General features: G+C 72.5%; 24 protein-coding genes. 13 read left to right on the top strand and 11 right to left on the bottom strand.

Features of this window, described 5'->3' with window-relative positions:
* Positions 1-61: 61 nt before the first annotated feature.
* Positions 62-1,687, bottom strand: a complete 1,626-nt coding sequence (locus tag ACZ5ID_RS01055) for an FAD-binding oxidoreductase (RefSeq protein ID WP_468892232.1) — start codon at positions 1,685-1,687, stop codon at positions 62-64.
* Positions 1,688-1,785: 98 nt separating this feature from the next.
* Between ACZ5ID_RS01055 and ACZ5ID_RS01050 the strand changes: the two genes are divergently transcribed.
* Both ACZ5ID_RS01050 and ACZ5ID_RS01045 read left to right on the top strand, forming a co-directional pair.
* Positions 1,786-2,385 (top strand): TetR/AcrR family transcriptional regulator, encoded by a 600-nt coding sequence (locus ACZ5ID_RS01050; protein ID WP_468892230.1) that lies wholly within the window; start codon positions 1,786-1,788, stop codon positions 2,383-2,385.
* Positions 2,382-3,965 carry a glycerol-3-phosphate dehydrogenase/oxidase gene (locus ACZ5ID_RS01045; RefSeq protein ID WP_468892228.1) on the top strand — a complete coding sequence of 528 codons (1,584 nt, stop codon included), beginning with the start codon at positions 2,382-2,384 and terminating at the stop codon, positions 3,963-3,965. The genes ACZ5ID_RS01050 and ACZ5ID_RS01045 overlap by 4 nt, the downstream gene beginning before the upstream one ends.
* 187 nt (positions 3,966-4,152) lie before the next feature.
* On the opposite strand, the gene ACZ5ID_RS01040 is transcribed toward ACZ5ID_RS01045, so the two are convergent.
* Entirely contained in the window at positions 4,153-5,313 is a 1,161-nt protein-coding gene (locus ACZ5ID_RS01040) for an IS701 family transposase (RefSeq protein ID WP_468892226.1), read from the bottom strand.
* Positions 5,314-5,562: 249 nt separating this feature from the next.
* Here ACZ5ID_RS01040 and ACZ5ID_RS01035 point away from each other — a divergent pair, with 249 nt between their 5' ends.
* From ACZ5ID_RS01035 to ACZ5ID_RS01015, 5 genes are all read left to right on the top strand, one after another.
* Positions 5,563-6,765, top strand: coding sequence for a serine hydrolase domain-containing protein (locus ACZ5ID_RS01035; protein WP_468892224.1), 1,203 nt, complete (start codon positions 5,563-5,565; stop codon positions 6,763-6,765).
* Between the two features lie 199 nt (positions 6,766-6,964).
* Entirely contained in the window at positions 6,965-7,576 is a 612-nt protein-coding gene (locus ACZ5ID_RS01030) for a TetR/AcrR family transcriptional regulator (protein ID WP_468892222.1), read from the top strand.
* A 96-nt stretch (positions 7,577-7,672) separates the two neighbouring features.
* Positions 7,673-8,446, top strand: coding sequence for an SDR family NAD(P)-dependent oxidoreductase (locus ACZ5ID_RS01025; protein WP_468892221.1), 774 nt, complete (start codon positions 7,673-7,675; stop codon positions 8,444-8,446).
* A 26-nt stretch (positions 8,447-8,472) separates the two neighbouring features.
* Positions 8,473-8,844 (top strand): MerR family transcriptional regulator, encoded by a 372-nt coding sequence (locus ACZ5ID_RS01020; RefSeq protein WP_468893130.1) that lies wholly within the window; start codon positions 8,473-8,475, stop codon positions 8,842-8,844.
* A gap of 411 nt (positions 8,845-9,255) precedes the next feature.
* Positions 9,256-11,118 (top strand): M1 family metallopeptidase, encoded by a 1,863-nt coding sequence (locus ACZ5ID_RS01015; protein WP_468892219.1) that lies wholly within the window; start codon positions 9,256-9,258, stop codon positions 11,116-11,118.
* Positions 11,119-11,155: 37 nt separating this feature from the next.
* On the opposite strand, the gene ACZ5ID_RS01010 is transcribed toward ACZ5ID_RS01015, so the two are convergent.
* Positions 11,156-12,379 (bottom strand): citrate/2-methylcitrate synthase, encoded by a 1,224-nt coding sequence (locus ACZ5ID_RS01010; protein WP_468892217.1) that lies wholly within the window; start codon positions 12,377-12,379, stop codon positions 11,156-11,158.
* Positions 12,380-12,480: 101 nt separating this feature from the next.
* Here ACZ5ID_RS01010 and ACZ5ID_RS01005 point away from each other — a divergent pair, with 101 nt between their 5' ends.
* Positions 12,481-13,629: a citrate synthase gene (locus ACZ5ID_RS01005; RefSeq protein ID WP_468892215.1), complete on the top strand. Its 1,149-nt coding sequence runs from the start codon at positions 12,481-12,483 to the stop codon at positions 13,627-13,629.
* A gap of 169 nt (positions 13,630-13,798) precedes the next feature.
* Here the strand turns inward: ACZ5ID_RS01005 and ACZ5ID_RS01000 are convergent, their stop codons facing one another.
* The 3 genes from ACZ5ID_RS01000 to ACZ5ID_RS00990 form a co-directional block, all read right to left on the bottom strand.
* A complete protein-coding gene (locus ACZ5ID_RS01000) occupies positions 13,799-14,248 on the bottom strand; it encodes a hypothetical protein (protein WP_468892213.1) in 450 nt (149 codons plus the stop codon).
* Between the two features lie 59 nt (positions 14,249-14,307).
* Positions 14,308-15,579 carry a phage baseplate protein gene (locus tag ACZ5ID_RS00995; RefSeq protein WP_468892211.1) on the bottom strand — a complete coding sequence of 424 codons (1,272 nt, stop codon included), beginning with the start codon at positions 15,577-15,579 and terminating at the stop codon, positions 14,308-14,310.
* Positions 15,580-15,746: 167 nt separating this feature from the next.
* A complete protein-coding gene (locus tag ACZ5ID_RS00990; RefSeq protein WP_468892209.1) occupies positions 15,747-16,913 on the bottom strand; it encodes a phospholipase D-like domain-containing protein in 1,167 nt (388 codons plus the stop codon).
* Between the two features lie 483 nt (positions 16,914-17,396).
* On the opposite strand from ACZ5ID_RS00990, the gene ACZ5ID_RS00985 reads away from it, so the two are divergent.
* Genes ACZ5ID_RS00985 through ACZ5ID_RS00975 form a run of 3 tightly spaced genes read left to right on the top strand, consistent with a single transcriptional unit; the run spans position 17,397 to position 18,944 of the window.
* Positions 17,397-17,552 (top strand): hypothetical protein, encoded by a 156-nt coding sequence (locus ACZ5ID_RS00985; RefSeq protein WP_371649695.1) that lies wholly within the window; start codon positions 17,397-17,399, stop codon positions 17,550-17,552.
* Entirely contained in the window at positions 17,549-18,139 is a 591-nt protein-coding gene (locus ACZ5ID_RS00980; protein WP_468892207.1) for an RNA polymerase sigma factor, read from the top strand. Before ACZ5ID_RS00985 ends, ACZ5ID_RS00980 begins: the two co-directional genes overlap by 4 nt.
* Entirely contained in the window at positions 18,123-18,944 is an 822-nt protein-coding gene (locus ACZ5ID_RS00975) for a hypothetical protein (protein WP_468892205.1), read from the top strand. The genes ACZ5ID_RS00980 and ACZ5ID_RS00975 overlap by 17 nt, the downstream gene beginning before the upstream one ends.
* On the opposite strand, the gene ACZ5ID_RS00970 is transcribed toward ACZ5ID_RS00975, so the two are convergent.
* From ACZ5ID_RS00970 to ACZ5ID_RS00960, 3 genes are all read right to left on the bottom strand, one after another.
* Positions 18,928-19,530, bottom strand: coding sequence for a dienelactone hydrolase family protein (locus tag ACZ5ID_RS00970; RefSeq protein WP_468892203.1), 603 nt, complete (start codon positions 19,528-19,530; stop codon positions 18,928-18,930). The two genes, ACZ5ID_RS00975 and ACZ5ID_RS00970, sit on opposite strands and share 17 nt — an antisense overlap.
* 114 nt (positions 19,531-19,644) lie before the next feature.
* Positions 19,645-20,493: an ATP nucleotide 3'-pyrophosphokinase gene (locus tag ACZ5ID_RS00965; RefSeq protein ID WP_468892201.1), complete on the bottom strand. Its 849-nt coding sequence runs from the start codon at positions 20,491-20,493 to the stop codon at positions 19,645-19,647.
* Positions 20,494-20,693: 200 nt separating this feature from the next.
* Positions 20,694-21,635, bottom strand: coding sequence for a GDSL-type esterase/lipase family protein (locus ACZ5ID_RS00960; RefSeq protein WP_468892199.1), 942 nt, complete (start codon positions 21,633-21,635; stop codon positions 20,694-20,696).
* Positions 21,636-21,963: 328 nt separating this feature from the next.
* On the opposite strand from ACZ5ID_RS00960, the gene ACZ5ID_RS00955 reads away from it, so the two are divergent.
* Both ACZ5ID_RS00955 and ACZ5ID_RS00950 read left to right on the top strand, forming a co-directional pair.
* Complete coding sequence (locus ACZ5ID_RS00955; RefSeq protein WP_468892197.1) at positions 21,964-22,647, top strand: GNAT family N-acetyltransferase; 684 nt, start codon at positions 21,964-21,966, stop codon at positions 22,645-22,647.
* A gap of 60 nt (positions 22,648-22,707) precedes the next feature.
* Positions 22,708-23,607: an aminoglycoside phosphotransferase family protein gene (locus ACZ5ID_RS00950; protein WP_468892195.1), complete on the top strand. Its 900-nt coding sequence runs from the start codon at positions 22,708-22,710 to the stop codon at positions 23,605-23,607.
* A 251-nt stretch (positions 23,608-23,858) separates the two neighbouring features.
* Here ACZ5ID_RS00950 and ACZ5ID_RS00945 read toward each other — a convergent pair whose 3' ends face one another.
* Entirely contained in the window at positions 23,859-24,323 is a 465-nt protein-coding gene (locus ACZ5ID_RS00945) for a hypothetical protein (protein ID WP_468892193.1), read from the bottom strand.
* A 53-nt stretch (positions 24,324-24,376) separates the two neighbouring features.
* On the bottom strand, positions 24,377-25,633 hold the full coding sequence (locus ACZ5ID_RS00940) for a phage baseplate protein (protein ID WP_468892191.1): 1,257 nt from the start codon (positions 25,631-25,633) through the stop codon (positions 24,377-24,379).
* Positions 25,634-25,697: the final 64 nt, after the last annotated feature.

Below are 25,697 nucleotides of genomic sequence, written 5' to 3'. Positions count from 1 at the left end.
CTACGCTCCGATGGGCGACGACGGTGTGCTTGCGGGCGGGGGGAGTGGGGTGCCGCGCGCCTCAGTGGGCGGGCAGCGGCGGCAGCAGGATGCCGGGGTTGAGGATGCCGGCCGGGTCCAGCCGGTCCTTGACCGCGTGCAGCACCTCGACGCCGAGCGGGCCGATCTCCCGCGCGTACCAGTCGCGGTGGTCGGTGCCGACGCCGTGGTGGTGGCTGATGGTGCCGCCCGCGCCGAGGATGGCGTCGTTGGCCGCCCGCTTGGCCGGGGCCCAGTGCGCCACCGCGTCGGCGCCCTGGGCGCTGACCACCGTGAAGTACAGCGAGGCGCCCGCCGGGTAGACGTGCGAGACGTGGCACATCACCAGCGGCGGGGTGCCCGCCTCGGTGAGGGTGGTGGTGAGGGCGGTGCGCACGGCCTCGTACAGGGCCGGGATGTCGGACCAGAACGCGGCCGTCTCCAGCGTCTCGGCGAAGGCGCCCGCGTCCAGGAGCGCGTCGCGCAGATAGGGCGCGTTGTAGCGGCCGTGGGCCCAGCCGGTGCCGGGGTCCTCGCCGAGCGGTTCGCCCCCCGCCGCGCTCAGGGCCGTGTGTGCGCGCGCCCGGCGGTGGGCGACCTCCTCGGCGGTGCCCTCGTACCCGACGACGGCCAGGCAGCCCGCGTCGGCGGAGAGGCCGCTGCCGATGGCGTCCGGCTTGGCCAGTCCGATCATGGTCTCGGTCTCGTCGGAGAGCCGCAGCACGGTGGGCAGCGGCCCGTCCTGGGCGAGGGTGCGCAGGGCGGCCCGCCCCTCGGCGAAGGACGCGAAGCGCCAGCCCTCGTAGATCTTGGTCGCGGCCGTGGGGTGGATGCGTACGGTCACCGAGGTGATGACGCCGAACGCCCCCTCGGAGCCCAGGACGAGCTGGCGCAGATCCGGTCCGGCGGCCGAGCGCGGGGCCCGGCCGAGGTCCAGGGTGCCGCGCGGGGTGGCGACCTGAAGGGCCGTCACCATGTCGTCGAAGCGTCCGAAGCCCGCCGAGGCCTGGCCGCTGGAGCGGGCGGCGGCGAACCCGCCGACCGTCGCCCACTCGAAGGACTGGGGGAAGTGGCCCAGCGTGTAGCCCCGTCCGGCGAGCAGCGCCTCCACCTCGGGGCCGCGCAGACCGGGTTGCAGGGTGGCGGTGCGCGAGACCTCGTCGAGGGCGAGCAGGCGGTTCATCCGGCGCAGGTCGAGCGCGACGAAGGCAGGCTTCTCGTCGGTGCCGTCGGTGCCGTCGGGAACCTGGGGAGCCAGTCCGCCGACGACGGAGGTGCCGCCGCCGAAGGGGACGACGGCCACGCGGTGCTCGGTGCAGGCCGCGAGGACGGCCAGGACCTCGTCGTGAGCGGCGGGCAGCACCACGGCGTCCGGCGCGTCGGTGACCTCGCCGGAGCGGATGCGCAGCAGGTCGGGGGTGGACTTGCCCCGGGTGTGGCGCACCCGGGTCTCGTCGTCGCCGCGGACGTGCGCCTCGCCGACCGCCGCCACCAGGGCGGCGCGGGCCGCGTCGGTCAGCCGGGAGGGGGCGGGCGCGACGGCCGCCAGCTCCTTCGCCGGGGCGTCCGCCGGGCGCACGCCCAGCAGGTCCCGCAGCAGCCCCGTCACCTCGCCGGGCAGTGGTGCCGCCTTGGCCGGATCGCCCCAGCCGCTCCACAGCATGTCCACCGAACCCACCTGATCACCCGCTTCGTCGCGCAGTCGTTCCGGTCCCACGGCGTGGGGGGCGGCTTGCCGTCGCCCGTTCCGTCGTTACACTGTGACAGATGAAGCCCATTCGTCACAACCGTCGGGACGACGAGGCGGTGCTCGACGCCGCCCGGGACTGCGTTCTCGCCGTCGGCGTCCGCCGGACGACCCTCACCGACGTCGCCCGCCGGGCCGGGGTGTCCCGGATGACCCTCTACCGGCGCTGGCCCGATGTGCGCACCCTGGTGGGCGACGTCATGACACGGGAGTGGGTGTCCGTCACTGTCGGGGACACTCCGCGCACCGACACCAACCGTCCCGTGCGCGAGCAACTGGTCGAGGGACTCGTGACGGGGCTGCGCGCCTTCCGGGCCCATCCCCTGCTCCGCAAGATCCTCGACGTCGACCCGGAACTGCTGCTGCCGTACCTCTTCGACCGGCGCGGCGCCAGCCAGGACGCGCTGCTCGCCTTCGTGCAGGAGGCGCTCGAACAGGGGCACGCCGACGGGTCCGTCCGCGCGGACCACCCGCTGCGCCAGGCCCGGTCCCTCTTCCTGGTGATCCAGTCCTTCGCGCTCTCGCTCCAGACCATGACCGACGCGGCGGACCCCGACCTCGCCGACGAAGCGTTCTACGACGAGCTCCGGCACATCCTCGAGAGGACCCTCGCCCCATGAGCCGTACCGAACCCCGCTCGGACTCCTTCTCCCTCACCGCCACCCGCCGCTCCCGCGACCTGGACCGGCTCGCCGCCGGGACGACCGTCGACGTGCTGGTCATCGGCCTCGGCGCGACCGGCGCGGGAGCCGCGCTCGACGCCGCCTCGCGCGGTCTGTCGGTCGCCGCGATCGACGCGTACGACCTGGCGTTCGGCACCTCCCGCTGGAGCTCCAAACTCATCCACGGCGGACTGCGCTACCTCGCCTCCGGGCAGCTCGGCGTCGCACACGAGAGCGCGGTGGAGCGCGGGGTGCTGATGGAGCGCACCGCCCCCCATCTGGTGCGCGCGCAACCGTTCGTGCTGCCGCTCACCTCGCTGACCTCGCGGCGCAACGCGGCGCTCGCCCAGGCCGGGCTGCGCGCCGGCGACCTGCTGCGCGTCTCGGCGGGCACCGCGCGGCGCACCCTGCCCGGCCCGCGCCGCCTGTCGGCCGTCGAGACCCTGCGCTCCGCGCCCGGACTGCGCCCGCACGGTCTGTACGGCGGACTGCTCTCCTGGGACGGCCAACTGGCCGACGACGCCCGCCTGGTGACCGCCATCGCCCGCACCGCCGCCGGACACGGCGCCCGCGTCCTCACCCGCACCCGCGCCCTGTCCGTCACCGGCTCCGGCGCCCTCGTACGCGACGAACTGACCGGCCAGGAGCTCACCATCCGGGCCCGGGCGGTCGTCAACGCCACCGGCGTCTGGGCGGACCAGCTGGTCGACGGGGTCAAGCTGCGCCCCTCGCGCGGCACCCACCTGGTGCTGCGCGGCACCACCCTGCCCGGTCTGACCGCCGGGCTGCACATCCCCGTCCCCGGCGAGAGCAGCCGTTTCGTGCTGGTCCTGCCGCAGGGCGACGGCCGGGTGTACGTGGGGCTCACCGACGAGCCCGTCGACGGACCGCTCCAGGACGAGCCCACACCCCCCGAGTCCGACATCGGCTTCCTGCTCGACATCCTCAACACGGCCCTGGACACCCCGGTCCACCGCGACGACGTGGTGGGCGCCTTCGCCGGGCTGCGCCCGCTCCTGGACGACGCCCCGGGCGACGCGGCGGGCAGCCGCACCTCCGACATCTCCCGGCGGCACGCGGTGCTGACGTCGAGCGAGGGCGTCGTGACCATCGTCGGCGGCAAGCTGACCACCTACCGGCGCATGGCGCAGGACGCCCTCGACGCCGCGCTGGCCGCCCGGGGCATGGAGGCCGCGCCCTGCCGAACCGCCCGGCTGCCCCTGGTGGGCGCCGCGGCTCCGGCGGAGCTCGCCGCCCTGCCGGTACCGCGCAGACTGCTGACCCGGTACGGCACCGAGGCCACCGCCCTGCACGCGCTCGGCGAGGCCGACCCCCGGATGCGGGAGCCGGTGGCGGACGGGGTCGAGACCACCCGGGCCGAACTGTGGTGGGCGGTCCGGCACGAGGGCGCGCTCGACGCGTCCGACCTCCTGGACCGGCGCACCCGTGTCGGCCTGGTGGCCGCCGACCGCGCCGCCGCCCTCGACGCGGCGCGGGAGACGCTGGACGCGGCGGCGCACGCGCCCGCCGGGCCCTAGTACTGCAACGGTTCTTTTCCTGATGGTTGGCCAGGTGCGGGTGGTGTGTGGCCGCGTCGTTGGTAGTGGCTGATGCGGGCTTGGTGTTGTCGTCGGCGACGCCAGTGTGACCAGTGCAGGACGTGGTCGAGCGTGGCTGGTCGGCGGTGGGTGAGCCGGTGGATCAGACGTCTGAGTTCGGGAAGGCTCAGCGCGACGAGCCCGGAGGATCCGTTTCTGCTTTCCCGGCGTCGAGCTCGCGGGCCCGCAGGACGGTCAGGCAGGCGTGGGCGGCCATGGCCAGGGTCATGTGGCGGTGCCATCCGGGGTAACGCCGGACCTGGTAGTCGTCCAGACCGCACTCCTGCTTGGCGGTCTGGAAACACTCCTCGACCGCCCACCGGCTGCCGGCGACATGAATGAGCTGGTCAAGTGTGGTGTCCGCGGGGCAGTAGGCGATGTAGTAGGAGATCTCCTGGGGCCGACGGACACTGCGGCGGGCGATCACCCAGTGCCGCCGGTTTTCCCGGTGCCAGGGCCGGACCTCGCCCCTTGCCCAGTCGAATACGCGGGGCCCATGCGAGCCGTTCCCGCAGGACCGGCGCTTCCACTTCTGCCGGGGCAGATCGTGGAACAGGTCGTGAACAGGGTGGTCGATGGCCCAGCGGGTCACGACGGTGTCGTGCCGGGTGGTGGCCATGACGTGGAAGACGTCCGCCTGCTCCAGCTCGGTCCGCCAGCTCTTGGAGTAGCCGTAGCCGGCGTCCGCGGTGACCCATCCGAACGGGATCTTCTCCTCGATCGCCCGGCGGATCATCGCCCGGGCCGTGGCGACCTTGGTCTCGAAGGCGACCGTGTCGTCGATGCCGGCCCGTCGGCGCCGTTCCCGGTCGTCGGTCCAGGACGCCGGGAGGTAGAGGCGCCGGTCGATGAGGGTGCGGCCACGATCGGTGGCATAGGCGAGGAAGACTCCGACCTGGCAGTTCTCTGTCCGGCCCGCGGTCCCGGAGTACTGCCGCTGGACCCCGGCCGAACGGTCTCCTTTCTTCAGGAAACCGGTGTCGTCGACGATCAGTACCGCCTTCGAGTCGCCGAGATGCTCGACGACGTACTCACGCACGTCGTCCAGGACCGCGTCCGCGTCCCAGCCGATCCGGTTCAACAGCCGGTGGATCCGGTCAGGTCCCGCATGACCTGCCTCTTCCGCCAGCGTCCAGCCGTTCTTCCGTTCCAACGGAGCGATCAGCCCCCGCATATACGCGAGCGCTGATTCACGCGGCTCCGACCTGGCAAAACGGTGAACGAACCGCTCGTGCAGAGCCCTCAGTTCACCCGCCCACGACCAAACCTCAGACAGTTCCCCACCCATGACCAGACCAACGAACCACCCGCCCAACCGTCACGACAAAGACCGTTGCAGTACTAGGGCGTGTTGTGAAGGTCCCGCCTGCCCCGCGGGCGCACGGCGCCACTTTCGCAACACGCCCTCGCCGCCGCCGGCACCCCGCTCCTCGCACGGGCGGTGCTGGGGGCCGGATGGAGCAGCGCGAAGGCGACCGGCGGCCCGGCGTCTGATGCTGGATCAGGGGAGACGGGCGAGCCGGACTCGGCCGCCGCCATGCCTTCAGGAGGTACCCACGTGGTCGCACACCTGCCCGGACGCCGCGCCCGGCTGCCGCTGGCCGTCGCCGCTCTCCTCGCCGCCGCGTCGGCCGGCGCGCTCGTTCAGCCCGCGCAGGCCGCGCAGACGCCCCCCGCGCCGCACGACCGTACCCTCCAACGGGACCTCGACCGGCTCGTGGGCGCGGTCGGCGGCCCGCCCGGGGCCATCGCGGTCCTCACCCGTGACAACCGCGCCGAGGTCTACCGGGCCGGGGTCGCGGACATCCGGACCGGGCAGCCGCCCCGGCCCACCGACCACATGCGGATCGCCAGCGTCGCCAAGGCGTTCAGCGGCGCCGTGGCCCTGCGCCTCGTCGACCAGGGGCGGCTGACCCTGGGAACCACCCTCGGCAGCCGTCTGCCGCACCTGCCCGCCGCCTGGCACGCGGTCACCCTGCGCCAACTGCTCCAGCACACCAGCGGACTCCCCGACTTCACCGCCTCTCCCGAATTCCGCGAGATCCTGACCGAGGACCCCCACCACGTCTTCGACTCGCGTCGGCTGCTGGAGTTCGCGGCCGACGAGCCGCTCGCCTTCCGGCCGGGCTCGCGCTACCAGTACTCCAACTCCGACAACATCGCTGTCGCGCTGCTGGCCGAGGCGGCGACGGGGTGCCGCTACGAGGACCTGCTGAAGCGCCTCGTGTACCGCCCCCTGGGCCTGGAACAGACCAGCCTGCCCCACGGCTTCCGGCTGCCCCGCCCCTATCTGCACGGTTACGCGGTGGACCCGCCCGCCCCGCCCGAGGACGTCACCGAACTCTTCGACACCTCGGGCGTCTGGGCGTCCGGCGCCGTCGTGTCGACCCCGAGGGACCTGAGCCGGTTCATCCGGGGCTACGCCGGGGGCAGCCTCTTCTCCCCGTACACCCGAAAGGAGCAGCGGACGTTCCTGCCCGGCGCCGCCTCCGAACCGGCCGGTCCGGGCGCCAACTCGGCCGGACTGGCCCTCTTCCGTTACGCCACCCGCTGCGGTGTGCTCTACGGCCACACCGGCAACACCGCCGGGTACACCCAACTGGCCGCCGCGACACCGGACGGCAGGAAGTCCCTCACCTTCTCGATCACGACCCAGACCAGCAAGAGCCTCAAGCCGGCACTCCTGGCCCAACTGCGCAAGGTCCAGGAGACCTTCGCGTGCGCGCTGCTGCGCCGCTGACGACTGACGGGTAGTCAGCCGATGTCGAGGGTGAGGGGCGGTCGTGCCGGACGTCCTCGGCGGGCGGCGGGACGGCCCGAGCGTCGGGGCGCGCTCTCGCGCTGACGGACGTGACCTGCGCGTACGCCACCGCGAGACGGTCCGGCCACCGGGTCGCGCGCCCTACACTCGTGCCACCACGACGACAGGACGGAGCCGGATGTCCGCCCCCACCGAGCCGAGCAGCGCCTCGGGAGCGCCGGGCCGCGGGCCCGATCCGCGGGCCGAGCGCAGCCGCGCCGCCGCCCTGGCCGCCGCCCGCGATCTCCTCATCGAGCAGGGCTGGTCGGCGGTGACCCATGTCGCGGTGGCCGCCCGCAGCGGCGTGGGCCGTACGACCCTCTACCGCCACTGGCCCGACGCCTCGGGCCTGGTCCGCGACGTCATCGCCGCGCGGATCTCCACCGCGCACACCCCGCCCACCGGCGTCCTGCGCGACGACCTGATCCGTGAACTCGACGGGCTGCGGAGCCTGCTGCACGACCCGGTGAGCGACCGCGGGCTGCGCGCGGTCATCGAACGCGCCGGGGTCGACCCGGTCTTCGCCCAGCTCAAGGAGGCGCTCTACCGCGAGGGATCCCGCGTCTTCCGTACCGTCCTCGACGCCGCCAAGGCACGCGGCGAGCTGGCCGCGGAGCTCGATCCGGACCTGGCCGTCGACCAGCTGGCGGGCCCGCTGATGTACCGGCGGCTGCTGGCCGGGCGGCAGGTCACCGCCGAGTATGTCGAGCGTGTGGTCGACGACTTCCTGGTGGCGCACGCCCCCTGCTGAGCCCCGGCCCGTCCCGGCAGGCGTAGGGGGAGCGCGCGAGGACGCGGCTTCTCCCCTTGACCTTGTCACTGGCGGCAGGGTTGAAAAATCCTCGCCATGAACACCGCGACCACCGCACCCACCGCGTCCCGACCCACCAGGACCGTCGTCGTCACCGGAGCCGGTACCGGCATAGGCCGGGCCACCGCGCGTGCCTTCGCCGACGAGGGGGCCCATGTGCTGGCCGTGGGGCGGCGGCCGGAACCGCTGCACGAGACCGCCGACGGCCGGGCAGGGATCACACCGCTGGTCGCCGACATCACCGCCGAGGGCGCGCCCGCGCGGATCGTCGGGGCCGCGCTCGACCTGCACGGACGCCTGGACGTGCTGGTCAACAACGCCGGTATCGTACGCAGCGGTTCGCTCGCCGGCCTCGACCCGGAGGGGATCGCACCGCAGATCGCCACCAACCTGGTCGCGCCCGCCCTCCTCGCCCGGGCCGCTCTGCCGTCCCTGGAGGCGTCCGGCGGGGTGATCGTCAACATCAGCACCTCGGTGGGGCAGCGGGGCTGGCCCGGGAACTCGCTCTACGCGGCGACCAAGGCGGCGCTGGAGGCGCTGACCCGCGGCTGGGCCGTGGAGCTGGCGCCCCTGGGCATCCGGGTGGTGGCCGTCGCCCCCGGAGCGATCGAGACCCCGATAGGTGAGCACCAGGGCCTGACGCCGGAGCGGCTGGCCGCGTTGCGCGCGTGGCAGCGGGCGCACACCCCGCTGGGCCGGATCGGCCGGCCCGAGGAGGTCGCCCGGACCATCACCCACCTCGCCTCGCCCGCCGCGTCGTTCGTCACGGGAGTGATCCTCCCGGTCGACGGAGGGGCAGTGGTGGCGTGATAGGAGTTGCCCCGGAGGTGGGGCGGGTGCGGATCGGTGAGTTGGCGCGAGAGACCGGGACGACGGCGCGGGCGTTGCGCCACTACGAGCAGGCCGGTCTGATCACGTCGGAACGGGCCGCCAACGGTTACCGCGTCTTCGACGACCGTACGGTGGTCCGGGTCCGCAACATCCGCCATCTGCTGGGCGCGGGGCTCACCCTGGACGACGTCCAGGTCTTCCTGCCCTGCCTGGACGGCGACGTGGCCGCAGCGCCTCCCTCGGACCGGGGGCTGCGGGTCGCCCGGGAGCGGCTCGCGATCCTCGAAGAACGCATCGCCGCCCAGACGGAAGCCCGGGACCGGCTCCGGGCCGCGCTCCACGGGCGAGCAGGCGACCGGATCCGTCCGGGGGCCTGACTCCGGCCTGAACGGGTCCTTCGGGCGGCGCCGGGCCCCCGGGACGGGCACTTCGGGCGGCGCCGGGCCCCTCGGCGCCAGTACTCCCGCCGACAGGGGACCCGCCCCCGGCACGGGGGACTCCCGCCGAACGCCGCGCCACAGCCCCGCCGTTCCGCCGCCCGGGCAACAGTTTTACCCGCCCCTGATGGCATGCCCCGGTCAAATCTGCCAGGCTTTCCGGCAGCCGCCGCCCCGGACCGCCCCGGGGAGGCGCGCACGAAATCTCACCGTACGAATCTCACCGCAGGAAATCTCACCGCAGCCATCGCGCGAGCGATGTCCGCAGTCCGCGGCCCGCCTCCGGCGCACCCCAGCCGTCGGGCGGGCACCGAGCACGCCGGAACCCCGGCCGCGTCAAAGGAGTTACGTGTGAGACCCACCCCCCACCAGGCCCTCGCCGTGAGCGCGCTGTCCGTGGCCGCGCTGGCCGCCTTCTCGCTCGCGGGCACCGCGGCGGCAGCCGCACCGCGGCACACCTCACGGGCCGCAGCCGCGTGCACCCCCGCGCAGGTCGTCGCCAACGGCGGCTTCGAGAGCGGTACTTCGCCGTGGAGCCAGTCGCAGTCCGGCCTGATCACCAACCGGGCCGGCCAGAGCGCCCACGGCGGCGGCTACTTCGCATGGCTGAACGGCGTCGGCAGCACCCACACCGACACCCTCTCCCAGAGCGTCACGATCCCCTCCGGCTGCGCCACCGCCACCCTCACCTTCTGGCTGCACATCGACACAGCCGAGACGACGTCGTCCACCCAGTACGACAAGCTCACGGCGAAGATCGGCAGCACGACCCTCGCGACGTACTCGAACCTGAACAAGAACACCGGCTACGTCCAGAAGTCCTTCGACGTGTCGTCCTTCGCGGGTCAGACCGTCAACGTCGCCTTCACCGGCACCGAGGACTCCAGCCTCCAGACGAGCTTCGTCATCGACGACGTCGCCCTCAACACCTCCGGCGACACCACACCGCCCGGTGACTCCACCCGTACACCGGCCTCGCCCGCGTACACCGTCAGCCTCAGCAGCAACACCAGCGGTACGGTGTGGACCGGCCACGAGAGCGCGACCTTCACCAACGCCTCCGCCACCGCGCTCAGCGAGGTGTATCTGCGGCTGTGGGACAACTACCACGGCACCTGCTCCGCCATGCCGATCACCGTCACCAACGTCACCGGCGGCACCGCGGGCTCCCTCTCGGTGGGCTGCACCGCCCTGCAGATCGCCCTGCCCACCCCGCTCGCCCAGGGGCAGAGCGCCACGATCGGCTTCGACCTGGGCATCACCGTCCCCAGCGGCGCCGACCGCTTCGGCCACGACGGGGCGTTCAACAACATCGGCAACGCCCTGCCCGTGCTCGCCGTGAAGGACGGGGCCGGGTGGCATCTGGACCCGTACACCAACAACGGCGAGTCGTTCTACTCCCTGGCCGCCGACTTCAACGTGACCCTCGACCACCCCACCGCACTGCTGGTGCCCGCCACCGGCACCTCGGTCGACACTCCTGGGTCCAGCGGCCGTACGGTCACCACCGCGACCGCCTCCAAGGTCCGTGACTTCGCCTGGGCGGCGGGTCCGTTCAGCAAGATCTCCGGCACCTCGCCCGCCGGGACCGCGATCAACATCTACTCCGTCTCGGGCATCAGCTCCACCGACGCCCAGTCGATGCTGAGCACCGCCAAGAGCGCCGTGGACACCCACGCGGCACGCTTCGGCGCCTACCCGTACGGCGAGCTGGACGCGGTGATCGACAACAACTACTGGTTCGGCGGCATGGAGTACCCCGGCTTCGTCCTCGACCTGGTCAGCACCACCGCGCTCACCCATGAGATCGGCCACCAGTGGTTCTACGGCATCGTCGGCGACGACGAGTACACCAGCCCCTGGCTGGACGAGGCCTTCACCGACTACGCCACCGACCTGGCGCTGAACAAGACGGGCAGCGGCTGCTGGAACAGCGTCTCCTGGGCCTCGTCCGCCGAGAAGATCACCAACTCGATGGCCTACTGGGACGCGCACTCCTCGCGCTACTCCACCGTCGTCTACGGCTACGGCAAGTGCGCCCTGCACGACCTGCGACGGGTCCTCGGTGACACCGCCATGGCCAAGCTCCTGAAGGACTACGCCACTTCGCACTGGTACGGGGTGTCGACGACCGCCGAGTTCAAGGCGGCGGCCCAGGCCGCCACGACCACGGACCTGACGTCGTTCTGGACGCAGCACCGCATCGACGGCTGACACCATCCGCGCGGTCCGCGCGGATCACTCCCGCCCGTCACGGCAGCGGCTGTGGCGGGCGAGGGCCGGTGTAGTGGGCACTGGGACGCATACGCAGCGGGGTCTCCCCGTACTCCTCCAGGGCGTGGGCGATCCAGCCCGCCGTACGGGCCACCGCAAACACCGTCTCGCCCGCCTCGGCGGGCATACCGCACGCCACGCTGAAGACGGCGAGCGCGAGATCGACATTGGCGTGCAGCTCCGTGTGCCGGGCCGTCGTGGCGATCACGTCATGGGCCGCGGCCAGCGCCTCCTCGGCCTGCGGGACCTCCGCGAGCAGCGCGAACAGGGCCTGGGCACGCGGGTCCTCGCCGGGGTAGAGCCGGTGGCCCAGACCCGGCACCCGGCGGCCCGAGCGCAGATGCGCGGCGACCACCGGGGCCGCGCCGCCGCGCTCCAGGACCTCGGCGAGCATCTGGTGGGCGAGTCCACTGGCGGCCCCGTGCAGCGGCCCGTCGAGCGCGCCGAGCCCGGCCGAGACGACCGCGTACGGATGGGCGCGTGCCGAGGCCGCCACCCGGGCGGCAAGGGTTGACGCGGCCAGATCATGGTCGATCAACAGGGCGAGGGCCGTGTCCAGTACGTTGACCGACGCCTCGTCGGGGAGCCGGGGCGTGAGCCGGTGCCACAGCTGCCAGGCGAGCCGCTCGGCGCCGCGCTGCCGCCTGCCCGCCGACGGCAGCGCCCCGACCAGGGTGGGGATCAGCATCCGGGCGCAGCCGAGCACCGCCGCCGGCTCCAGGTCGAAGCGGAGCGGATCGGCGGCCGAGACGGCGACCGCGGCGGCCCGCAGTCGGTCCATGGACCCGCTGTGGGCGGGCAGCGCGCCGACCGCGAGGCGCGCCGCGTCGAGGAACGGCTGGGGCGCGGTGAACCGGGCGCCGCGCGGCAAAGTGCCCGTCCACACCCACTCCGCGACCTCCTCGAAGCCGTAGGCACCGGCGAGTTCCACCGCGTCGACCCCGCGGTAGTAGTAGCGGTCCTTGTCGATGAGCGTCAGCTCGGTGCGGAAGTTCAGCTCGCCGCCGCGCACGGCGGGCTCACGGCGGGCGCCGCGCCGGGCCAGCGCGTCCACCTCCTTCGCGTCGAAGGTGGAGCCCCGTCCGCCGGGCGCCCGCTCGCTGCTGAGCTGGCCGCGGCTGACGTACGCGTACACCGTCTCCGGCTTCACGCCGAGGCGGTCGGCCGCCTCGCGGGTGGTGAGTCGCGACTGATCCGTCATGGGGTCACCGTATCCAAGATCGATCAATGTTGATTCAATCAATATTGACAGCCATCTCGTCAATCATAGACAGTCGAATCAACATTGAGGGAGGAAGAGAGATGTCGACCACCACCACGGCAGTACCCCGCGGACTCGCGGGCGTCGTCGTCACGGACACCGCACTCGGGGACGTCCGCGGGCGCGAGGGCTTCTACCACTACCGCCAGTACTCGGCCGTGGAGCTCGCGCACAGCCGCGGCTTCGAGGACGTATGGCACCTGATGTTCCACGGCGAACTGCCCGACGCCGCCGCCCGCGCCGAGTTCACCGCCCGCACCGCCGCCCTGCGCCATCTGCCCCGGGAGGTCGGCGAGGCGCTGCCCGCCATCGCGGCGGCCGGCGCGGCCTCCGGGCCGCTCGCCGGACTGCGCACCGCGCTCTCCCTGCTCGGCGCCGCCCAGGGCTTCCGCCCGGTCTACGACCTCGACGCCGACCGGCGCCGCGAGGACGCCCTCGCCGCCTGCGCGGCCGTCCCCACCCTGCTCACCGCGCTGTACCGGCTCGGCCAGGGCCTCGACCCCGTCGAGCCGCGCGACGATCTGTCGTACGCCGCCAACTACCTCTACATGATGACGGGTTCGCAGCCCGCGCCCGACCGCGTCCGGGCGATCGAGCGCTACCTCATCTCCACCGTCGACCACGGCTTCAACGCCTCGACCTTCACCGGGCGCGTGGTCGCCTCCACCGGCGCGGACATGGCGGCGTCCCTGGTCGCGGCGGTCGGGGCACTCTCCGGTCCGCTGCACGGCGGCGCCCCCAGCCGCGCCCTGGACACCCTCGACGCCATCGGCTCGCCGGAGCGGATCGACGCGTGGGTGCGCGAGCGCGTCCTCGCGGGCGAGCGGATCATGGGCTTCGGCCACCCCGTCTACCGCACCGAGGACCCGCGCTCACGGATGCTGCGCGGTATCGCCGAGGGCATCGGCGGCCCGCTGGTGGCGTTCGCCGTCGAGGTGGAGAAGCACGTCGAGGCGATCCTCGCCGAGCTGAAGCCCGGCCGGGAGCTGCACACCAACGTGGAGTTCTACGCGGGTGTGGTCATGGAGCTGTGCGGGGTGCCGCGCGAGATGTTCACCCCGACGTTCTGCGCGGCCCGGGCGGTCGGATGGAGCGCCAACATCCTGGAACAGGCGGAGGACTCGAAGATCATCCGCCCGGCGGCACGCTATGTGGGGCCGCCCCCGCCGCAGCCGGTACCGGCGCCCTGAGAAGGGCCCGCCCCGCCCGGTGGACACGGGATCCGGTCGCGCGGGGCGCCGCCGCGACCGGGCCGGACGCCGCGGCGCTCCCGCGCGGGCCGGGGCCCGGGCGGGAGCGCCGCAGGACGCGGGTTCCGGCCGGGAGCGCTGAGAAGCGGGGCCCGACCGGGTACCGGCGTCAGCGCCAGATCGTCTGGACCGAGTCGAACTGGACCCAGGTGATCGGGTTGCCCGTGTTGCCGCCGAAGATGGTCACCGAACCGGCGGTGTTCACCTCGAAGCGGCAGGAGTTGATGCCGGCGCTGTTGTTGCGCGGCGCGGTGGCGCGGATGTACGACGTGGGCCGCGCCATGGCGGCGGGCAGCGTGGCCACCTTGGTGTCGGCGGCGAAGTTGCCGTTGATGATGCCGCGGCCCTGGAGGAACGTGGTGCCCGCGATGGTGACGAGGCGGACCTGCGGGGTCGCGCCGGTCTGCGCGGTGACACCCGGCTCCAGGACCAGGTCGGCCCAGTCGCCGGCCTCCACACCGGCGGCGGACGCGGGGGACGCGGCGGCGAGGTTGGCGACCGCGACGGCGGCGGGCACGGCGAAGGCGGCACCGAGGATGCTGCGGCGGTTGTAGGACATGGTGGTTGGTCTCCTTGGCGAGGCCTGGTGCGAAATGACGGGGAGGAGCGCGGGCGCGGTCAGCGCCAGACGGCGCTGAAGCTGTCGAGCTGGACCCAGGTGATGGCGTTGGTGTCACGCCCGCCGAACAGGCGCAGCGCGCCGTCGGTGCCTGCCTCGACGCGGGCGACGCAGTAGCCGCCGCTGTTGTTGCGCGGGACGTTGCAGCGGGCCGCCACGCTCGGCGTCAGCGTGTCGGGCAGGGTGCCGAGGACCGCGTCCCCGTCGAAGGTGCCCTTGACACCGCCGCTGAGCTGCAACGTCGTGGTTCCGGCGACGCTGATGAGCCGGCCCTGGGGCGGGTTCACGTCGGCGGTGACACCCGCGGCGAGCGCGATGGGCGTCCAGTCGGTCATCACCTTGACGCCGTCGACCTCGGTGGTGTCGGGGATCGTCAGCAGGGTGCAGGTACGCGGCCCGGGGTCCTCACAGGCGAAACCGAAGTGCAGGTTGGTGACACCGTTGCGGGTGTCCACGTGCATGCCCTCGGGCTCGCGCCATTCGAGCCCGGGCGCGGCGGTGATGAACTGCTGGTCCAGCACCTTGCCGGTGGCCCACTCCTGGGCGGTGATGTAGGTGTTGCCCGGGGGAGGGTTGCGGGTGGCGGTGCTGGACTCGCCGTTGAGCATGTACAGCACGCCGCGGTGGGACGCGTACCCCTGGAACACGCCCAGGTTCGCGGGCATCTCGATGCGCTGGAGCGGCTCGAAGACGCCCGCCGAGGCCTTGGCCAGGTCGTACCGCTCGAAGTGCGTCGCGCCGTCGGAGTAGAAGCGCACCACGAGCTCGTTGGAGCTGCGGTCGATGGTGGGCGTGGCGAAGAGCGCGGTCGGCGTGGGGCGGTACGGCTTCGCGTGCAGCGAGGAGCCGTAGTCGAGCACCGAACCCGAGCGGAAGTCGAAGTTGGTGATGGAGGTGCCGAAGCCCTCGTTCTTGCTGTTGGGCTGCGACGCCGTCTCGGTCCACAGCCGGATGGTGCCGTTGCGGTTCTCGACGCCGAGGTTGACACCGTGGCCGAAGCCGCGCAGATACATGTACCCGGTGATCGTGCCCGCCCGGTTGAGGCGCGTCACGCACATGTCGCCGTTGCGGTTACGGGTGTCGTAGTCGACCGGCGCGGACTCCCCGCTGAGGGTCAGACCGCCCTGCATCAACTGGAGCACGAAGATGTCGCCCGACACCGGATCGGTGTGGAACCCCTGCATCACGGTGCTGTTCTTGAGCGGGCGGCGGTGCAGCAGCTTGCCGACCGGTCCCGCGATGTCTATCTGTCCTTCAATGGTGACGCTCAACGACGCCGCTCCTTCATGCACGCCTCGGTGCTGCCGTGATCGGAACGGCGTCAGTGTCGCATGGGTGTTCCCGTGCCGGGAGCCTCGGTGCGCCGTTCACGGTCTGGACCCCGTCCGGCGCACCAGCAAGCCCGACATGTCGGGAACGGCTCTGCGGTGGCCCCGGCTCAGCCGGTCGGCGTGGCCTTGGAGCGCATCGCCAGGAAGTTGCCGCGGTAGGCGTCGTGGGTCGCGGCTCCCTCGACGCGCAGCAGCGCCTCGTCGTTCTCCCTGAGCGAGGAGAGGTCGAGGTTGTGGGAGCCGGTGAACGTCCACTTGGTGTCCGGATGCCCGGCGTAGTTGCCCTCGATGAGCAGGTACTTGGAGTGCACGAACAGGTCGTCCCCCTCGGTGTCGGCCGTGCCGTTGTCGAGGTGGAGGCGGTACGGCTTGATCCGCGGGTGGTTGCCGAGGGTCGCGAGCTGGCTGGTGTCGTTGTAGACGACCTCGATCCAGCAGTCCTGGTCGGCGAGCTGCCGCAGTCTGCTCGCCACCTCGGCGCGGGTGAAGGCGTAGGCGGCGACGCGTACGACGGTCTTGTGCGAGGCGGAGCCGACCGTGGTGTTGCCCGTGCAGGAGACGTTGTCCAGTACGTCGACCATGAGGTCACCGGTCTGCTGGGGGAAGAAGTAGTACTTCTCGCCCCCGGACGTGGTGCCCTGCCGGTAGTAGTCGGTGGTGCGCTTCTCCGCGGCGAGGTCGTTGAAGTACGCCGTGTAAGCGGTGTAGAGGTCGGTGTTGCCCACCGAGGTATAGGCGTTGTTCCAGAAGCGGGAGGTGTTCGCCGCGGTCTGGTTGGCGGACGTCTGGATCACCACGTCCTCGGCGACGCCGGGGTCTCCCACCCGGGAGAAGAGGAAGAACTTGTTGTGGTTGATGTGGTTCTTGCCCGGATCGAGCGTCGTGTCCGCGATGCACGCGCGGTCCTTCGGGCACACATGCAGCCAGGACGGCTGGGTCATGTCCTTGCCGAGGGTGTCGGCCAGCTGGGTGGCGGCCGTGGAGGTGGAGTACGTGTAGTCCAGGACGACCCGGACCTGGACGCCCCGGTCGTGGGCGCGGCGGAGCGCGTCGCTGTAGCCGGTGTCGGTCAGGGCGTACATCGCGGCGCGCAGGGTGCGCCCGCTCTGGGTGTTGTCGATCGCCCCGATGATGTGGTCCTTGATCGCGTTCTGCTCGGCCGCGGTGCCCTGCGGGTCGTTGAAGACCGCGCCCGTGGTGGGCATCGGCGCCGGGTCCGCCACGGCGGCCGGGGACGGGACGAGCAACGCGGCCAGGAGGGAACCGGCGAACAACGCGGCGGAACATATACGTCTGATGTCTCTCACTCCTCGACGAAGGCCTTCGGTGAAGATCGATCCTGCTGTGAGCAGGTGCACGATAGCCCCCTGGGGCCGGCGCCCCGACGGCACCGAGCGAAATCGGTTGCTTCGCACGCGGTGTGTCTTGCGTCACACCAGCCCCGTCTGTTGCGTTGCTGCCGATTTGCGCAATCTCGGGTCCGCGTCGGGCGTGGTCCGCTCCAGCGGCAGGTCAGGGCTTCGCTACCGAGGGTAACCAGGCAGTGCCAGCAGGGGAGTTGAGGTAGCGGCAGGGCACTGCAAACGCATGTTCGCCTTCGGAACGCAAGTGCCCGGCGACCTTTCCGGGATCCGCGGTTGCACATTCCGGCGCCGCCGGGCGTCATCTGTTCGAAGGCCCGCACCGGTGCCTTCCGGGGCCGTCGGGGGGCGGGACGGGCGGGCCCCGACGTGCACCAGGAAGGAGCCGAAGGTCTCGTGACGATCGATCGGGTAGGCGATGTGGTCCTGGCAGTTCTCGCGATGCGGGTGTTCGGCCGCGACGCGGCCCTGTTACTGCGGCGGGCGGCTGCCGCCGGCGTCCGTACCGGCGTGAGCGAGTTGCTGCGCACGGACGGCGAGGGAGACCGGTGAGCCAGGATCTTCCGCACCGCGCGCCGGGCAGACCCGCCATGACGAACCAGCAGCTTCCGGTGGACTTCAGCGCCTTCCACCATATGCACCGGCCGGTCTATCTGCGCTGGGCGCAGACCGTCCTCAACCACCGCGCGGACGCCGAGGAAGCCGTCGACGCCGCCTTCGAACAGCTCCTGATGATCTGGACGGTCGTCCTGTCGAAGGAGAACCCCGCCGCGTACGCCTGGAGCGTGCTGCGCAGCCGCACCCTCGACCTCGCCCGCGCCCGCAGCCGGCGCCCCGCCCTGCTGGAGGAGGCCGCCTTCGAGACGGTGGCCCTGGCCCGCACCGCCGACCCGATCGGCCAGCTGGAGGAGAGCCTCGCGCTCTTCCACGCCGTACGCCAGCTCCCGCCGCGCCAGATGGACGTCATGCTCCTCCTCCACCTGCACGGCCTGACCCCCGCACAGGTCGGCGACCACCTCGGCATCACCGCCGCCGCCGTCCGCTCCACCGCCCGTCACGCCAAACGCCGCCTGCGCCACACCCTCGGCCTCGCGGCCCAGCACACCGAGGAGGGACACGCTGATGACGTCGCCCATTGACCAGGTGCTCGCCCGTGCCCGCCTGTCCCACCCGCCCTGCACCGAGGCCGACGTCGAGGCCGCCGAGCAGCGCCTCGCCGCCCGCGTCGGCGCCGCGGCACCCGCCTGCGGGGCCCGGCCGGGCCGTTCCCGGCGGGCCGCCTGGCGAGCCCTGCTGTCCGAACCGGGGCCGCGACTGGACGAGGTGAGCGCCGCCCAGGACCTCACCGTCGTCTGCGAGATGTTCGTCATCCACCCCGACGCGCTCGACGACCTCAAGCTCTTCTTCGCCCGCGCGCTGCCCGAGCCGGCCGGCGCGCGCGTCCTGGGCTGCATGCTGCATCTGACCGGCCGCCCCGAGTCCGCCCGGTTCTGGTGGCAGTACGCGGCCGGCGCCGGGGACGCGGCTGCCACCTTCTGCCTGGGCCTGCACCACCGCGCCCTGGGAGAACACCCCGAGGCCGACTGGTGGCACATCCAGACCGACACCCTCAGCACCCACCGGGCGACCGCCGGGGCCGCCGATCCCATCACCACCCTGCGCATCCTGCGCGCCCTGCGCACCGGCCCGCTGCCGGTGCCCGACCTGGTCCACGCCGTCCTCGACTACATCCCCGCGGCCCTCAGCTACGTCGACGACGACCTCGACCTGCCGCTGCCCGACCCCGACTTCACCGACCACATCACGGCCCTCACCACGCACGCCGCCACCACGAGCTCCCCCCGCACCCCGCCCGGCCGCACCCCGGCGCCCCTGCCGGAGCGCCCCACCCGCGCCCGCCCGACGCCCTTCACGACGGGCCGGCGCGTCAGGGGCGAGCCGTGACCGCACGGCCTCCCGGGCGGCCGAGGAAGGCGAGGACGCGCCGGGTGAGCAGCGCCGCAGCCTCCTCCTCGTACGAAGGCAGACCGCTGTCGGCGAAGAGGTGCTCCTTGCCGGGGTAGAGGAACAGCTCGGCGTCCGGGGCCGACTCCACCAGGGCACGGGCCGCGTCCACGTCCCCCTCGTCCATGAAGAACTCGTCCGCGTCCATCCCGTGGATCTGGACCGCAACCCCCTGCGGCCACGCGTCGCCGAACTCCGTGACCGGGACGCAGGAGTGGAACAGCAGCGCGCCCCGCGCCCCCGGCCGGGTCTGGGCGAGGGCCTGCGCGGGCAGCACGCCGAGCGAGAACCCCGCGTAGACCAGCTCGGCGGGCAGGTGCTCGGCGGCTGCCCGCCCCCGCTCGACGAACGAACCGAAGCCCTTCTCCTGCGCGTAGGCCGCACCGTCCGCCAGCTCGTCGAAGACCTGGCCGTCGTAAAGATCCGGGACGTGGACGGTGTGCCCGGCCGCCCTGAGCGACTCGGCGAAGGCGAGGACCCCGGAGGTCAGGCCCTGCGCGTGGTGGAACAGCAATACCTCGGCCATGTCTGTCCTTTCGGGCACGGAACGCGGGCGGCTCCCATGGCACCGAGTATGGACGCGGGCACTGACAATCCTCCGTCCCCCCCGTCGGGCGCGGCCGGCCCGCCGACCGTCACGTCAGCCCACGGGCTGGGGGCGCAGAGACGGCCGGGACGGCTGGGACGGTCCGGGCGCGCCGGGCGTCGGAGCGGTCAGGGTGCCGGCTCCCGGTGGGACGGGAACCGCCGCGAAGATCGCGTCCTGCTGCGCCTGGAGCTCTCGGGCCCGCTCGGCGCTCGTGGTGGGCAGCCGCTGCTCCTCGTACAGCTTGTGCGTGGTCTCCTGGGCGTACTTGCTCGCCGGAGTATGGAACTGCACCTCGAAGAGGTGCCGCGAACGCGGGGCGCGCCAGCCCGAGTTGATGGCCCTGTAACCCTTGGCGCGGGCCCAGGTGTTGGACCACTTGGTGGTGTCGTTGCCCCACGCGGACAGCGCGGAGGCGGCGAGCGCGACGCCCTTCGTGTAGCGGCTGTCGGGCCACTGCAACGTGTAGCGGACCGAGTCGCTGATCCCGGCCAGCGCGTCGTTCACGGGCTGCCCCGGGTGCTCCAGCAGCGAGGTGGCGACCTTGCGCTTGAGCGAGTCGGGGGACTTGAGGCGGTGGTCGAACCCGATCAGCTCGGCGCCGCTGAGCAGCGCGGCCGTCCGCACCTCGGGGCTGATGGAACGTTCGGCGTTTTTGGCCCGCTCGATGAAGGCGTCGACCTGGGCGTTGTCGGCGGCGTTGAGCGAGAGCCCGTCACCCGTCCAGCCACCGCCCTCCTTGAATACGGGGGCGGTCCCGGGGGCGGTGGCGGCGACCGTACGGCCCGTTCCCGCACGCTCGGCCGGGGAAGCGGAGGCCGCGCCCTGCACCGGGCCCATGCCCAGTGCCGCGGCCAGCGCGGCGGCGGTCGCGGCCCGTGAAACGGTACGACTGATGTTCATCGGTACCCGGTGTTCCTCTCTCAACTGCGGCCGTCCGCCGCCCGGGGAGAGATCCCGGGCGGCGAACGGCCTCTGACGAGAGGCACAACAGGAGGAAGGGGCGGCGAGTTGTCACCCGGGCCCCGGCTGGGTGAATGCTGTCCTGATCACACCGCGGTACGGCTTGATCGTGGCAGGTCCCTGGCGGGGAACGCGGTGGCTCAGCGGCAGACGGCGCCGAGGTGCCGGTAGAGCGCCTCGTGCCCCTCGGCCGCCGGGTGCAGACCGTCGACGAGCAGGTCGCTCCTGCCGTGCAGCGGCTCCCACATGTCCACGTGGTCGATGTGGTTGCGCCGGCACCAGGTCCGTACCGACTCGCGCAGCTCCAGCGCCCGCGCCTCGGTGAAGCGCAGACCCCCGTAGTCCCGGGTACGTTGCTCGTCGAGCCACACCGGTCCCATGACGACGAGCCGGGCGTTGTGCGCGAGGGCGGTGGCGGCGAGGGTGTCGAGGCTGTCCGCGAGGCGCGCCGGGCCGTCGTCGTCGGCGGGCCGCGCGGGGGAGAGGGACACGGCCGAGTCGTTGATACCAGCGGCGACCAGCAGGGTGTCCGGCAGACGGGGACCCAGCAGCGCCGGTGTCTGTTCGCTGACCTCCGCCAGGGTGCTGCCCGGGATGGCCAGGTTGAAGACCCGGTGGTCGGCCTCGTTCGCGGCGATGTGGCTCGCGGCCAGACGTGCCGCCCACCCTCCCCGCGGATCGCAGCGCCCGTACGCGATGCTGTCGCCCACGATCACGATCCGCGCCGCCGGGCGCAGCGGCTTCGCGTCCAGGTACGCCCAGGCGCTCTCCCCGGAGGAGAGGAGGACGCGACGGCGTGCGTAGTCGTCGACCTCGTAGGCGTCGGCCGCGGCGAGGTCCTGTTCGGTGAGACGCAGGACCGCGCCCTCGACCACGGCGCCGTACGCGCGCTCCAGGGTGAGATGGACGTTCAGGCCACTGGTGGCGATCACGGACGGATCGCTGATCGGCAGCGGCCGGGTGGTGTAGCCGCGCAGCGACGCGGCGGCCGTAGGCACGGCCCGTCCGAACAGGGCGGTCTGCACCCGCTCGTCCCTCAGCGTGCCGAAGGAGAAGAGGGCGTGGGGGCGTGAGGCGGTCACGGTGGGGTGCGGGGCCTTTCTCGACGGGTTGATCAACATCAACCCTAGTCGTTCTCCCGGACCCCCAGGTGGGCCTCCACACGGGCGTCGAGCAGAGCCGAGCAGAGCCGAGCAGAGCCCCGAAGAGCCCCGAAGAGCCCCGAAGAGCTCTCCCACCGCCCTTTCACCCGCACGTCGGCATCGCTTCACGTATCCGTCCCCCCACGGCCGGTCCACGGCCCGCACACTGACCACCAGTCCGCGCGCGAACGGTGACGAGAACCGGCCACCGTGCCGCGACCGGGCGCGTCGACCCGATCCCGCCCCTTCGCCCAAGGACACCAGGCCCGTGCCCGAACCCGTCACCCTCCACGGCCGCACCCTCCGGCTCGAACCGCTCGCCGAACACCATATCGAGGCTCTCGCCCTGGCCGGCGCCGAGGACCGCGGCAGTTATGTGTTCACCCCCGTGCCCCACGGGGTCGAGGCGACGCGGCGGTATGTCGCCGACGCGCTGGCGGCAGCGGCCACGGGGCGGGCCCTGCCGTTCGTCACCGTGCGGGCCGTGGACGGGCTGGTCGTGGGCTCCACGCGCTTCTGCGAGCTGGACTACTGGCAGGGCCCCGTGCCCTGGCCGCCGGCCCCGCGCGGACCGCTGGGCCCGGTGGCCACGTCGATCCCCGACGCGACGGAGATCGGCGGCACCTGGCTCTCGGCCCGCGCCCAGGGCACCGGCGTCAACACCGAGGCCAAACTGCTGATGCTGCGGCATGCCTTCGAGACCTGGGGGGTGCGGCGCGTGTCCCTGCGTGCCGACGCCCGCAACCTGCGCTCCCGCGCCGCCGTCGAACGCCTCGGCGCGACCCTCGACGGCGTCCACCGCGCCCACTCGCGCGGTCTCGACGGCAAGGTCCGTGGTACGGCCTTCTACTCCATCCTCGACGAGGAGTGGCCGAGGATCCGCGAACGGCTCGAAGAGCGCGTCGGCGCGTGGCCGAGGCCGACGGACGTACGCTCGCTCATCCCTGCGTGAGGGCGGGCGCGCGGAAAACGGTTTGACGCCGGAGGCCGTCCGCCGGTCGGATGGCGAACCATGAGCACAGCGCGCACGCACCCCGGTCCCCACCCCGCCGACGAGGCGCTGGTACGGCGGTTGGTCGCCGGGCGGTTCCCGCGGTGGGCGGGGCTTCCGGTGGCGCGGTACCCCTCCGGCGGGACCGTCAACGCCGTGTACCGGCTGGGCGAGGACATGGTCGTACGGCTGCCGCTGGAGCAGGGCGGGGCCGAGGACGTGGTGCTGGAGCAGACGTGGTTGCCCCGGCTCGCGCCACTGCTGCCCACGGCCGTCCCCGAGGTGCTCGGAGCCGGGGAGCCGACCGAGGAGTTCACCCGGGCGTGGTCGGTGTACCGGTGGCTGGAGGGTGAGCACCCCGAGGCGGGCGCTCTGGAGCAACCCGTGGCGCTGGCCGAGGACTTGGCCGGGTTCGTGGAGGCGATGCGGAGCATCACCCTGCCGGGCGCGCCGCCGGCGTACCGCGGCGGGCCGCTCACCTCGCTCGACACCTCGACCCGGGAGGCGATCGAGGAGCTGCGCCGCATCCCCGGGGAAGGGGTCGACTGCGACGCCGTGCTCGCCGTCTGGGAGGACGCGCTGCGGGCCCCCGACTGGGACGGCCCGCCGGTGTGGCTGCACGCCGATCTGATGCCCGGCAATCTGCTCGTGGACGGCGGCCGGCTCACCTCGGTGATCGACTTCGGGTGCATGGGCGTGGGCGACCCGGCCTGCGACCTCTTCCCCGCCTGGAACCTGCTGCCCGCCGACGCCCGGAAGGTCTTCCGCGACGCGCTCGGCGTGGACGACGCGACCTGGAGGCGCGGCCGGGGGCGCACCCTGTCCCAGGCCGTGATCGCGCTGCCGTACCACCGCACGGCCAACCCGGCGATGGCGGACAACGCCCGGCACGTCATCCGATCGGTGCTGGACGAGAGCTGAGAGCAGCCCCCGCCGGTGCTCCCGCGACGCCAACCCCCCTACGCCGAAGGGGGGTTGGCGTTCGCCGTGCTCCGGTGGGCCAGCCGGTCGGCCGCCCGGCGGCCCCGGGGCTACGACTGGGACGCCGAGGTGATTCGAGCGGGTGCTGCGGGCGCTCCAGCGCCCCGCCCAGAGGGAGGAGTCGGCCCGGCGGTACGGGTTGTAGAGCACCCGTGGGGTGGGTCGGCCGGCGCCGCCCCACCCCGTTCACATCAGCGCTGCACCGACGAGAAGTTGTCGAGCTGGACCCAGGTGACCGGGTCCGAGGCCTGCGGGCCGTAGACCATGACGCGGCCCGCCGTGTCGGCCTCGACACGGGTGGCGTTGACGCCGAGGTGGTTGTTGCGCGGGCAGACACCGCGGGTCGTCTTCGGCGGACGGATGGTCGCCGGGAGGGTACCGAGCTGTGCGTCACCGGAGAAGTTGCAGGTGACGATGCCGCGCAGCTGGAGGAACTCGGTGCCCGCGATGCTCACCACCCGGGCCTGCGCGGGCGTGCCCGCGCTCGCGGAGACACCCGCGGCGAGCGCGATGTCCGTCCAGTCCACCACCGTCTGGACGCCGGTGGCGGCAGCGGCGGCGGGCGGGGCGGCGAGCAGCGGCACACCGACGGCGGCGGTCGGGACCGCGAGGGCCGTGGCGAGCAGGGAACGGCGGCTGGTGGCGCGCGAGGGCATGGTCGATCCTCCGGATCGCGAAAGGTGGTGAGGGCGGAAGGGATCCGGCGCGGTCATCGCCAGGCGGCCGAGAAGCAGTCGAGGTCGATCCAGGAGATCGCGTTGTCCGCGGTGGCGCCGAAGGCCCACAGCTCGCCCAGCTTGTTCGCCTCGACCCGGCACACCCCGACCCCGTAGTACATGTTGCGCGGGGTGTTCTGGCGTACGGGCCGGGTGGGGAAGAGCCGCTGCGGCAGCGTCGCGACGAGGGTGTCGGCGGTGAAACTGCCGGAGAGCGTGCCGCGCAGCTGGAGGTAGGTGGTGTCGGCGAGGGCGACCAGCCGGCCGCGCGGGGCCTCGGCGCCCGCCTTGACACCGGCGGCGAGAGTGAGGTTCTCCCAGTCGGTCAGCACCTTCACCCCGTCGACGGCCGGCTGCGTCGGGTACCAGCCGATGGTGACGTTGCGCCGCCCGGTGGTCCCGGGGACGGTGTCGCTGAAGCCGAACAGCAGCCGCGTCTCACCGGAACCGGGGTCCACCTCGACGGCCAGTCCCTCCGGCTCGCGCCGCTCCAGACCGTCGGCGCCGGTCACCACCTGCGAGTCGATCCTCGCCTGGGTGTCCAGTGAGTACGAGGTGATGTACGCGGTTCCCGGATAGGTCGTGGTCGGGTCCTTCTTCCACTGGTAGACGTAGAGGACGCTCCCCAGGGTGGTGTACCCCTGGAAGGTGAGCCCCGTCTCCGCGCCCGCCGGCAGTTCGAAGGTGCTGCCCACCTCCACCCACTCGCCCCGCGCCGCCTTCGCCAGGTCGTAGCGGGTGAAGCAGCGCACGCTGCCCTTGAAGTAGACGATCGTCAGGGTGTTGTTGGCGAGATCCACCGACGGGCCGGTGTTGCGACCGCCCGGCGGGCAGAACTTCTGCGCGGCGGGCACGTCGGCCTGGTCGAGCGTGGCCCCGTCGACGAAGCGGAACCGGGTGACGGCCTGACCGAAGGCGTTGCTGACGCCGTCGTTGGGGGAAACCGGACCGACCTCGGTCCACAGGTAGGTGTCCGTCCCGACCGGCTCGGCCCCCATCGAGATCCCGTGCCCGAAGCCCGTGAGGTACATGCTGCCCGTCAGCCGGCCGGTGGTCCGGTCGATGCGGTTGAGGTACATGTTCCCGAGCGGCGTCTTGGCGGCGCTCTCCATCTGGAGGACGAAGACGTGTCCGTTGGCGGCGTCGGTGGCGATCGCCTGCGGAGCGGGGTTCTTCGTCAGTGCGACGGTCTGGATGAGCTTGCCCGTCACTCCGGACAGATTGATGCCGTTTATGTCGGTAATGGCCATGGGTTCCCCTTCTGTGGGGCGCGATCCCGCCCCACCGACCGAGATCGTACGCATGTGCCACACC

The sequence above is a fragment of the Streptomyces sp. NPDC031670 genome (assembly GCF_055580545.1).
The sequence above is the reverse complement of the archived record's forward strand: the minus strand, read 5'-3'. Positions and strand labels throughout refer to the sequence as shown.

What these genes read in the sequence shown, in the direction of transcription:
- ACZ5ID_RS00950 (WP_468892195.1), top strand. Translation starts at nt 22,708, where the DNA reads ATGAGCACAGCGCGCACGCACCCCGGTCCCCACCCCGCCGACGAGGCG.
- ACZ5ID_RS00940 (WP_468892191.1), bottom strand. Translation starts at nt 25,633, where the DNA reads ATGGCCATTACCGACATAAACGGCATCAATCTGTCCGGAGTGACGGGC.
- ACZ5ID_RS01050 (WP_468892230.1), top strand. Translation starts at nt 1,786, where the DNA reads ATGAAGCCCATTCGTCACAACCGTCGGGACGACGAGGCGGTGCTCGAC.
- ACZ5ID_RS00970 (WP_468892203.1), bottom strand. Translation starts at nt 19,530, where the DNA reads ATGGCCGAGGTATTGCTGTTCCACCACGCGCAGGGCCTGACCTCCGGG.
- ACZ5ID_RS01035 (WP_468892224.1), top strand. Translation starts at nt 5,563, where the DNA reads ATGCCTTCAGGAGGTACCCACGTGGTCGCACACCTGCCCGGACGCCGC.
- ACZ5ID_RS00965 (WP_468892201.1), bottom strand. Translation starts at nt 20,493, where the DNA reads ATGAACATCAGTCGTACCGTTTCACGGGCCGCGACCGCCGCCGCGCTG.
- ACZ5ID_RS01030 (WP_468892222.1), top strand. Translation starts at nt 6,965, where the DNA reads ATGTCCGCCCCCACCGAGCCGAGCAGCGCCTCGGGAGCGCCGGGCCGC.
- ACZ5ID_RS01005 (WP_468892215.1), top strand. Translation starts at nt 12,481, where the DNA reads ATGTCGACCACCACCACGGCAGTACCCCGCGGACTCGCGGGCGTCGTC.
- ACZ5ID_RS00975 (WP_468892205.1), top strand. Translation starts at nt 18,123, where the DNA reads ATGACGTCGCCCATTGACCAGGTGCTCGCCCGTGCCCGCCTGTCCCAC.
- ACZ5ID_RS01010 (WP_468892217.1), bottom strand. Translation starts at nt 12,379, where the DNA reads ATGACGGATCAGTCGCGACTCACCACCCGCGAGGCGGCCGACCGCCTC.
- ACZ5ID_RS01000 (WP_468892213.1), bottom strand. Translation starts at nt 14,248, where the DNA reads ATGTCCTACAACCGCCGCAGCATCCTCGGTGCCGCCTTCGCCGTGCCC.
- ACZ5ID_RS01045 (WP_468892228.1), top strand. Translation starts at nt 2,382, where the DNA reads ATGAGCCGTACCGAACCCCGCTCGGACTCCTTCTCCCTCACCGCCACC.
- ACZ5ID_RS01040 (WP_468892226.1), bottom strand. Translation starts at nt 5,313, where the DNA reads ATGGGTGGGGAACTGTCTGAGGTTTGGTCGTGGGCGGGTGAACTGAGG.
- ACZ5ID_RS01025 (WP_468892221.1), top strand. Translation starts at nt 7,673, where the DNA reads ATGAACACCGCGACCACCGCACCCACCGCGTCCCGACCCACCAGGACC.
- ACZ5ID_RS00945 (WP_468892193.1), bottom strand. Translation starts at nt 24,323, where the DNA reads ATGCCCTCGCGCGCCACCAGCCGCCGTTCCCTGCTCGCCACGGCCCTC.